Here is an 8,949-nt window from a genome sequence, read left to right on the forward strand (position 1 = left end):
ACATCCACCTGCGCATGCACCTGCTGACCCACACGGATCTCGCCAGCGGTGACCCGCCCCACGTGCAGCCACAACTTGCCCTGTTTCTGGGTGTCGGACACATGGAAACTGTTCATCCCTTCGGTCAGGCTGCCGATATCGCCCACCTGACCGCCGGATTCCGCGTAGAAGGGAGTGCGGTCAAGGATGACAATGCCTTCCTCGCCTTCCCTCAGGGCTTCCACCGGTGTCTCGTCCCGGTAGAGCGCCAGGACGGTGGCATCCACCTCATCCTGACGGTAGCCGACAAATTCGGTCTCCCCCTCGAAGTCGATCTTTCTGTTCAGATCCACCTTGAAGCTGCCGGCGGCCCGGGCACGCTCGCGCTGCCTGCGCATTTCCGCCTCGAAACCGGCCTCATCGATCTTGAGACCCCGCTCCCGCGCCACATCTGCGGTCAGGTCCACCGGAAAGCCGTAGGTGTCATACAGCTTGAACACCACATCGCCCGGCAGGGTATCGCCGGAAAGGCCGGCAATGGCCTCTTCCAGCAGCTTCATGCCGTGCTCCAGCGTTTCGGCAAAACGCTGCTCCTCCTGCAGCAGCACCTTCTCCACCTGCGGGGCGGCCTTGGCCAGCTCCGGATAGGCCTCGCCCATCTGCTCCACCAGCGGCTGCACCAGTTTGTGGAAGAAGGGCTGCGTCTGTCCCAGCTTGTAGCCGTGACGGATGGCGCGGCGGATGATACGCCGCAGCACATAGCCGCGCCCCTCGTTGGACGGCAGCACGCCGTCGGTAATCATGAAACTGGTGGAACGGATGTGGTCGGCGATGACCTTGAGGGAGCTGCTGTTCCGATCCGCCGCACCGGTCACCTTCTGCGCCGCGTCAATCAGGGCGCGGAACAGGTCGATGTCGTAGTTGGAGTGCACGCCCTGCATGACGGCGGCCAGTCGCTCCAGCCCCATGCCGGTGTCCACCGACGGCTTGGGCAGCGGGGTAAGCGTGCCGTCGGCGTCCCGGTTGAACTGCATGAACACCAGATTCCAGATCTCGATGTAGCGGTCGCCGTCCTCGTCAGGCGAACCCGGCGGGCCGCCCGGCACCTCCGGCCCGTGGTCGTAGAAGATCTCGGAACAGGGGCCGCAGGGGCCGGTATCCCCCATGGACCAGAAGTTGTCCTTCTCGCCGCAACGGCTGAAGCGGGCCGGATCCACGCCAATCTCATTGAGCCAGATGTCGGCGGCCTCATCATCCTCATGGAAAACGGTCACCCACAGCTTTTCCGGCGGAATGCCGAGCCGCTCGGTGAGAAATTCCCACGCGTAGCGAATGGCCTCGCGCTTGAAGTAGTCGCCGAAGCTGAAATTACCCAGCATCTCGAAGAAGGTGTGGTGGCGGGCGGTGTAGCCAACGTTTTCCAGGTCATTGTGCTTGCCGCCGGCGCGGATGCAGCGCTGCACGGAACAGGCGCGGGTGAAGGGACGTTTGTCGAGACCGAGGAACACATCCTTGAACTGCACCATGCCCGCATTGGTAAACAGCAGGGTCGGGTCGTTGGCCGGCACCACGGGCGAGGAGTGCACCGGCGTGTGTCCCTGTTCCACGAAGTAGTCGATAAAGGCCTGACGCAGTTGCGCCGTGCTCATGTTCTGCATTGCATGCACCCTTGTAAGCTATTCTTCAAATGCGCTCCAGCACTGGGCGCTGGTGAAACCGCGCCCCTGCAGGAAACGCAGACGCCGCGCCACCTCCTTCGGGTCGCGCGGTCGTTCTGTCGTACCGAATTTCTTTCTCAGCGCTTCACGGGCCGTCTCCACCCAGACGTCTTCATCCACCGCCGCCAGTGCCTCATCCAGCCGCCAGGCCTCATCCAGCCGGCCGGCCAGTCTGTGGCGGATCTTGGCCGGGCCGTCTCCCCGGGCACGATATTGATCCACTGCGCTGTCAACAAAGCGCTGCTCGTCCAGCCAGCCCCGCTCGCTCAGGGCATCCAGCAGGGTTTCCACCTGTTCGCCTTCGTCAGGAAAACGCTGCAGCAGGCGCTCGCGCAGCTCGGCCCGGCCATAGTCCCGCCGGGCCAGCAGGGCAACCGCCCGGTTTTCCAGCTCGGCCGACCGGCTCATGCCTCGTCGGCAGTTGCCTCATCACCCGATGCGCCATTCGGCAGCAGTTTCGCCCGCAACTGACGCTCGATCTCCTCAGCCACCTCCGGATGTTCCCTGAGCCACTGACGGGTGTTCTCCTTGCCCTGGCCGATCTTGTCACCGTTATAGCTGTACCAGGCACCCGCCTTCTGGATCAGACCATGCTCTACGCTCAGATCAATGATCTCGCCCAGACGGGAGATGCCTTCGCCATAGAGGATTTCGAAGCGAGCCTCCTTGAACGGCGGCGCCAGCTTGTTCTTGACCACCTTGACCTTGGTCTCGTTGCCGATAACCTCGTCACGGTTCTTGATGGCGCCGATGCGGCGGATGTCCATGCGCACGGAGCTGTAGAACTTGAGCGCGTTGCCCCCGGTGGTGGTCTCCGGATTGCCGAACATGACCCCGATCTTCATGCGGATCTGGTTGATGAAGATCACCAGCGTGTTGGTGCGCTTGATGTTGGCGGTCAGCTTGCGCAGCGCCTGGCTCATCAGGCGGGCCTGCAGACCCACGTGGGCATCCCCCATCTCACCCTCGATTTCGGCCTTGGGCGTCAGGGCCGCCACCGAGTCGATGACGACGATATCCACCGCGCCGGAGCGCACCAGCATGTCGGCGATCTCCAGCGCCTGCTCACCGGTGTCCGGCTGAGAGACCAGCAGGTTGTCGATATCCACGCCCAGCTTTTCCGCATAGACCGGGTCCAGCGCGTGCTCCGCGTCAATGAAGGCGGCGGTGCCGCCCTGCTTCTGGGCCTCGGCAATGGCGTGCAGCGTCAGCGTGGTCTTGCCGGAGGACTCGGGACCGTAGATCTCCACGATGCGCCCCTTGGGCAGGCCGCCGATGCCCAGCGCGATGTCCAGCCCGAGCGAGCCGGTGGAGATGGTCTCCACGTTCTGGGCCACCGGGTTGTCCCCCAGACGCATGACCGAGCCCTTGCCATACTGGCGTTCGATCTGTCCCAGCGCCGCCTGCAGCGCCTTGCGCTTCTGCTCGTCCATTGCCGTTCTCCTCAAAATCCGAACCGTTTATTATGACACACCCGCATCACCCCCTTCCAGCAGGCGAGTGACCAGTTCACCATACCCCTCTCGGTAGCTGGGATAGCGGAAATCAAAGCCGGTGCTGCGGATACGCCGGTTGCTGATGCGCTTGTTGGCCCGCTGCTGCCGTGCCGTCTCGGTCGGTTCCCGGTGCTCGATCTGCAGCGGCACGCTCAGCTGCTCCGCCAGCCATTCATAGACCTCGCACAGCAGGGCAGGCTCGTCATCCACGCCCACATAGAGGCTGTCCGGCGCCTCCAGATTGCGGATGTGCGCCAGCATGCGGGCCGCATCCACCACATGAACCCGGTTGCTGTAGACCCCTTCCATGCAATGGGCCTTGCCTGCCAGCACCATGTCGATCAGATGCGCGCGTCCCGGGCCGTAGATGCCGCCGAAACGCACCACCGTGGCCGGCAGGCCACTCTCCAGCGCCAGCGTCTCGGCTTCCAGCAGCGTGCGGGTGGCGAAGTTGCGCCCTTCGACCGGCGAGTCCTCGTCCACCCACTCCCCTTCACTCTGCCCGAACACGGAGGTGCTGGAGACGAACACGTAGCGCCTGACAGGGTGCCCCCTGAGCAGCTCGATGAAATGCCGTTGCGCCGAAACATAGGCCCGGTAGTAGGACACATCGTCATGACGATCCGGCGAGAGAATGAAGAAGGCATACTCCACCGGATCGGGCAGGCTGATCGATGCACGCTCCGCCGCAGCCAGATCCACTGCTACCGGGGTGACATGTTCCGGCAGGCCCTCCACATGCCGCTTAAGCCCGATGATGCGGTCCCCCTGCTCGTCAAGCAGTGCCGCCAGTCGACACCCCAGATCACCACATCCTGCTATTGCTACCGTTGCCATGGCCTTTCCATTCGTCAATGAAACGAAGGCAGACTATGCCCGATCTGCCGGCAAAAGAAAAGCGTCAGCGATCAGCAAAGCGAGCATCCAGCGCCTCGCACAGCACATGGGCGAGAAATGCGTGCGCCTCCTGCACCCGCGCCGTCTCCCGTTCCGGCACGGCCAGCACGATGTCTGCCGTTTCGGTGATGCGATTGGGTCCGGCGCCGGTCAGCCCCACCGTGGTGGCGCCGACCTTTCGCGCCGCCATCAGCCCGCGCACCACATTCTCGCTGTTGCCAGAGGTGGACAGGCCCACCACCACGTCTTCAGGTCGCGCCAGCGCCTCCACCTGCCGGGCGAAGACCGTATCGAACTCGAAATCGTTTGGATGCGCGGTCAGAATGGAGGTGTCGGTGGTCAGCGCGATGGACGCCAGCGGCCGGCGGGTCTTCACATAACGCACTACCAGCTCGGCGGCCATGTGCTGGGCATCCGCCGCGCTGCCACCGTTGCCGAACCACAGCACCTTGCCGCCCTGTTCCAGGGAGGCTGTCACCACCTCGATCCACCGTTGCAGCGGCGCCTCCAGCGGGCCCAGCTGCGCCATCATGGCCTGATGGCGCGTCAGCGCCTGTTGAAAAATGCTCATGTCTGCTCCCGGATGCGGTTGACAATGTCGGTGGTGGAAAAGCCGTCCCAGAAAGAAAGCACACGCACTTCGCCGCCTTCTGCCTGCACGCAGTCGGCACCGGCAATCTCCTCCGGACGGTAGTCACCGCCCTTGACCAGCACATCCGGCTTCAGGGCGCAGATGAGCCGGGCCGGTGTGTCCTCGTCAAAGGGAATGACCCAGTCCACGCACCCCAGCGCCGCCAGCACCTCCATGCGAGCCTGCAACGGCACGACAGGCCGGCTGTCCCCCTTGAGGCGCCGCACCGAATCATCACTGTTGACCGCCACAATCAGCCGGTCACCCAGCTGAGCCGCCTCCTGCAGATAGCGCACATGCCCCGCATGCAGAATGTCGAAGCAGCCATTGGTCATCACCACCCGCTCGCCCCGGGCCTGTGCGGCGCGCACCGCCTCGCGCAGCGTGTCCACATCCGGTGCAACATAGCCCAGGTGCGCCTGCTTGCGCCGCAGATGCTCACTCAGCTCGGCGGCCGTGACGACCGAGGTCCCCACCTTGCGCACCACCAGCGAGGCGGCCTCATTGGCCAGCCAGGCGGCCTGACGCAGATCATGCCCGGCGGCATGGGCCGTGGCCAGCACCGCCATGACCGTATCACCGGCGCCGGTGACGTCAAACACCTCCTGAGTCTGCGCCCGCAACGGATAGGATGGCTGCCCCTTTTCCAGCAGCAGCATGCCATGCTCGCTGCGGGTGACCAGCAGCGCCGACAGAGACAGCTGGTCAATCAGCGTCTGACCACGCGCCTCGATCTCCGCCTCATCCCGGCAGACACCGGCCACCAGCTCGAACTCCTTCTGATTGGGCTTGATCAGCGTGGCGCCTCGATAGCGACCGAAATCCCGCCCCTTGGGATCCACGAACACCGGCACGCCGGCGCGGCGGGCGGCTTCGATCATGCCTTCCACCTGACCCAGCGCACCCTTGGCGTAATCGGACAGCACCAGCAGATCGTGGTCGGCCACCTGCTCGGCCACCTGCGCTGCCAGCGCCTCGGCCGCCTCGGGCGGTGCCGGCTGCTCGAAGTCCATGCGGATCAGCTGCTGGTGGTGACTGAGGACCCGCAGCTTGCTGATGGTGCCGCTGTCGGCATGCACCCAGGTGCTCTCCACCCCCTGCTGGCGCACCAGCCGCTCAAGCGCTTCTCCCTCCCGGTCATGGCCGATCACGCCCATGAGCGTGACCTGTCCGCCCAGCGCCGCGATATTGGTGGCCACATTGGCCGCACCACCGGCACGGGCCTGTTCATCGGTCACATTGACCACCGGAACGGGCGCCTCCGGAGAGATGCGCCCGGCCCGACCCTGCCAGTAGCGGTCCAGCATCACATCCCCGACAACGAGCACCCGTGCCGTGGAAAAGCGTGACAGCATGCCTGCCTCCAAACTTTTGAAATGCCACTATTTTAGCAACCACACATGCCGGCAAATTCTTAAAATAGAGCGCTCACTTTCCGGAGAAAACGGACATGCGCCATCTGACCGCTCTGCTGGCCGTGTTTCCTCTGGCAATAGCGTCCGCTCTGGCCGAGGATGACACGGACACGCTGATGAAAAACACCGCCATCACGGGCGCCCTGCTCAGCTGGGGCGCGGTGACCCTGTGGGGTGATCGCCCCGTCGAGGCAGGCCTGTCCATTGGCCCGAAACGCCATGTGGGCGTCAGCGCCGGGCAGGACGCCCAGTCCGGCCTGGCCGGCATCATGGCTGGCTGGGACTTCGGCCACAACCTGATCGACCGCCGCAGCTGGCGGCTGCGTGGCCAGTGGGAGGTGGATCTGAGCGGCTGGTGGGCGGATCACCGTCGTCGCAGGAACCAGAGCGGCGTCATGCTGGGGCTGACGCCGGTGCTGCAGTACGAATACCGCAGCAGCTACCGCCCTTACGTGGAATTCGGTATTGGCGCCCGTTATCTCTCCGACACCCATCTGGCCGACTATGACAAGTCCACCCAGTTCCAGTTCGGCGACCTGATGGGCTTCGGCGTGTCACTGAAGGATCTGCAGGTGGGCTTCCGCTTCCTGCACATTTCCAATGCCGGCATCGAGACGCCCAATCCGGGCACCAACTATTATTCCATCAAACTGGACTACGCTTTCTGATGAATCACCAGACCGTTGCCAGAGAGGTCATCCACATCGAAGCGGAGGCCATCCGAAATCTGGAAAACCTGCTCACCGCCGACTTCGATCGGGCGGTGGATGCCATTCTCACCAGCCGTGGCCGGGTCGTGGTCTGCGGCATGGGCAAATCCGGCCTGATCGGCAAGAAGATCGTCGCCACCCTGGCCAGCACCGGCACCCCCTCTTTTTTCATGCATCCTGGAGAGGCCTTTCACGGCGATCTGGGCATGGTGACCCCCGATGACGTGTTCGTGGCCATCTCCAATTCCGGCGAAACCGAGGAGGTGATCCGCCTGCTGCCCTTTCTCAAGGACAACGGCAACACCGTCATCGCCATGACCGGCAACCCGGCCTCCACCCTGGCGAAGAACGCAGACTTCCATCTCAACATCGCCGTGCCGCAGGAGGCCTGCCCGCACCAGCTGGCGCCCACCAGCTCCACCACCGCCACGCTGGTGATGGGGGATGCGCTGGCGGTGGCGCTGATGCAGGCGCGCAACTTCCAACCGCAGGATTTCGCCCGCTTCCATCCGGGCGGCAGTCTGGGACGCAAGCTGCTGACCCGGGTGCGTCACGAGATGAAGACCGACAACCTGCCCTTCGTCTCCGGTGACGCCCCCATGACGGAGGTCATCCATACCATGAGCGCTGGTCGACTGGGGCTGTGCATCGTGGACGAAGGCGCCGGCATCATCACCGACGGCGACCTGCGTCGCCATCTGGAAAACGACCCGGACCTGATGCGGAAGACCGCCCGTGAGATCATGACCCCCGATCCCAAGACCATCCATGCCGACGCCCGACTGACCGAGGCGGAGGAGCTGATGACCGTCAACAAGATCACCTCCCTGCTGGTACGGGACGATCACGGCAAGATCGTCGGTGTGGTGCAGATCTACGATCTCAACCGCTGATGCTGACGCGGCGGCGCTACAACGCCCTGCTTGCTCTGCTGGCACCGCTGTTCTGGCTGGCGGGCTGGCGTCGCTGCCGCCGCGCCCGCCGTCTCGGTCTGCACCTGCCCGCCTGCCTGTCGGGCCGTTTCGGCCACATACCGTCCGACTGGCGCTCTGGCGGCATCTGGCTGCATGCCGTCTCCGTGGGCGAAAGCCGCTCCATCTTTCCTCTGCTTGAGGCGCTGCACCGACACCATCCCGACCTGCCGCTGACAGTCACCAACGGCTCCATTCAGGGTGCCCTGCAGGTGCAGCGGTTCGCGCCGGTGCCAGTACAGAACGGGCTGATACCCTATGACTATCCACATGCGGTTGCCCGTTTCCTCGACCGCCTGCGACCACGACTGGTGGTCATCGTCGAAACCGAGCTGTGGCCCAACCTGTTCGCTGCCTGCGCCAGACGAAACATCCCGCTTGTGATGATCAACGCCCGTCTCAAGACACGCTCCTTCGAGCGCTACCGGCGCTGGGGCCAGCCACTGGTGGGCGAGACGCTTCATCATGCCCGGCTTGTAGGCACCCAGTTCGAGGTGGATGCGGAACGGTTCCGCACGCTCGGGGCACAACGGGTCGAGGTGCTGGGCAACCTGAAATTCGATCTGCGTCTGCCCGACAACCTGCATGAACGGGCCCGACAGCTGCGCCTGCGTCTGGGCGGACGCTTCATCTGGGTAGCCGGCTCCACCCATGCCGGCGAGGAAGAGCAGATGCTGGCCGCCCACGCCCGGCTGAGAGCGGCATATCCGGACGCCCTGCTGATCCTCGCCCCCAGACATGCGGACCGTTTTGACGAGGTGGCCCGTCTGCTGCAGCGGACAGGGGTGACGCATGTGCACCGCAGCCGGGGGGACATCCCCGGGGCGGACACGGCCGTCTGGCTGGCTGACACGGTGGGGGAACTGCTGCTGTGGTATGCGCTGGCAGATGCTGCCTTCGTGGGCGGCTCACTGGTCCCCTTCGGCGGTCACAACATTCTGGAGCCGGCGGCCGTTGGCACGCCGGTCCTGTCGGGTCCCCACTATCAGAACCTGCAGGCCCTGTTTGACAGCATGCTCGCCTGCGACGGAGTGCACATCGTCCAGAATGAGGAGAAACTGGCGGAACAGCTGCGCCTGTGGGCGGATCAGCCCCGACTGGCCCGACAGCAGGGCGAGCGGGCACAGGCATG

The 8,949-nt window shown here is 64.4% G+C and carries 9 protein-coding genes; 3 read left to right on the forward strand and 6 right to left on the reverse strand.

Features of this window, described 5'->3' with window-relative positions:
• The 6 genes from alaS to hldE all read right to left on the reverse strand — a co-directional run.
• Positions 1 to 1,628: alanine--tRNA ligase (gene alaS / locus F8K16_RS08080; RefSeq protein WP_294949203.1), on the reverse strand; the 1,628-nt coding region annotated here is incomplete at its 3' end.
• Between the two features lie 27 nt (positions 1,629 to 1,655).
• Complete coding sequence (locus F8K16_RS08085) at positions 1,656 to 2,105, reverse strand: regulatory protein RecX (protein WP_294949180.1); 450 nt, start codon at positions 2,103 to 2,105, stop codon at positions 1,656 to 1,658.
• Positions 2,102 to 3,130: a recombinase RecA gene (gene recA / locus F8K16_RS08090; protein ID WP_294949183.1), complete on the reverse strand. Its 1,029-nt coding sequence runs from the start codon at positions 3,128 to 3,130 to the stop codon at positions 2,102 to 2,104. The genes F8K16_RS08085 and recA overlap by 4 nt, the downstream gene beginning before the upstream one ends.
• 30 nt (positions 3,131 to 3,160) lie before the next feature.
• Positions 3,161 to 4,030, reverse strand: coding sequence for an NAD-dependent epimerase/dehydratase family protein (locus F8K16_RS08095; protein ID WP_294949186.1), 870 nt, complete (start codon positions 4,028 to 4,030; stop codon positions 3,161 to 3,163).
• Between the two features lie 64 nt (positions 4,031 to 4,094).
• The gene (locus tag F8K16_RS08100) at positions 4,095 to 4,661 is read right to left on the reverse strand and encodes an SIS domain-containing protein (protein WP_294949188.1); all 567 of its coding nucleotides are present in this window, start codon (positions 4,659 to 4,661) and stop codon (positions 4,095 to 4,097) included.
• Positions 4,658 to 6,076, reverse strand: a complete 1,419-nt coding sequence (gene hldE / locus F8K16_RS08105) for a bifunctional D-glycero-beta-D-manno-heptose-7-phosphate kinase/D-glycero-beta-D-manno-heptose 1-phosphate adenylyltransferase HldE (protein WP_294949191.1) — start codon at positions 6,074 to 6,076, stop codon at positions 4,658 to 4,660. Before hldE ends, F8K16_RS08100 begins: the two co-directional genes overlap by 4 nt.
• 95 nt (positions 6,077 to 6,171) lie before the next feature.
• Between hldE and F8K16_RS08110 the strand changes: the two genes are divergently transcribed.
• The 3 genes from F8K16_RS08110 to F8K16_RS08120 form a co-directional block, all read left to right on the forward strand.
• Positions 6,172 to 6,804 carry an acyloxyacyl hydrolase gene (locus F8K16_RS08110; RefSeq protein WP_294949194.1) on the forward strand — a complete coding sequence of 211 codons (633 nt, stop codon included), beginning with the start codon at positions 6,172 to 6,174 and terminating at the stop codon, positions 6,802 to 6,804.
• Positions 6,804 to 7,739: a KpsF/GutQ family sugar-phosphate isomerase gene (locus F8K16_RS08115; RefSeq protein WP_294949197.1), complete on the forward strand. Its 936-nt coding sequence runs from the start codon at positions 6,804 to 6,806 to the stop codon at positions 7,737 to 7,739. The genes F8K16_RS08110 and F8K16_RS08115 overlap by 1 nt, the downstream gene beginning before the upstream one ends.
• Positions 7,739 to 8,949 (forward strand): 3-deoxy-D-manno-octulosonic acid transferase (locus F8K16_RS08120; protein WP_294949200.1); only part of this gene is annotated, 1,211 nt, incomplete at its 3' end. The genes F8K16_RS08115 and F8K16_RS08120, both read left to right, overlap by 1 nt.

Origin of the sequence: Sulfurivirga sp. (genome assembly GCF_015490265.1) — a bacterium.
Classification (GTDB): Bacteria; Pseudomonadota; Gammaproteobacteria; order Thiomicrospirales; family Thiomicrospiraceae; genus Sulfurivirga.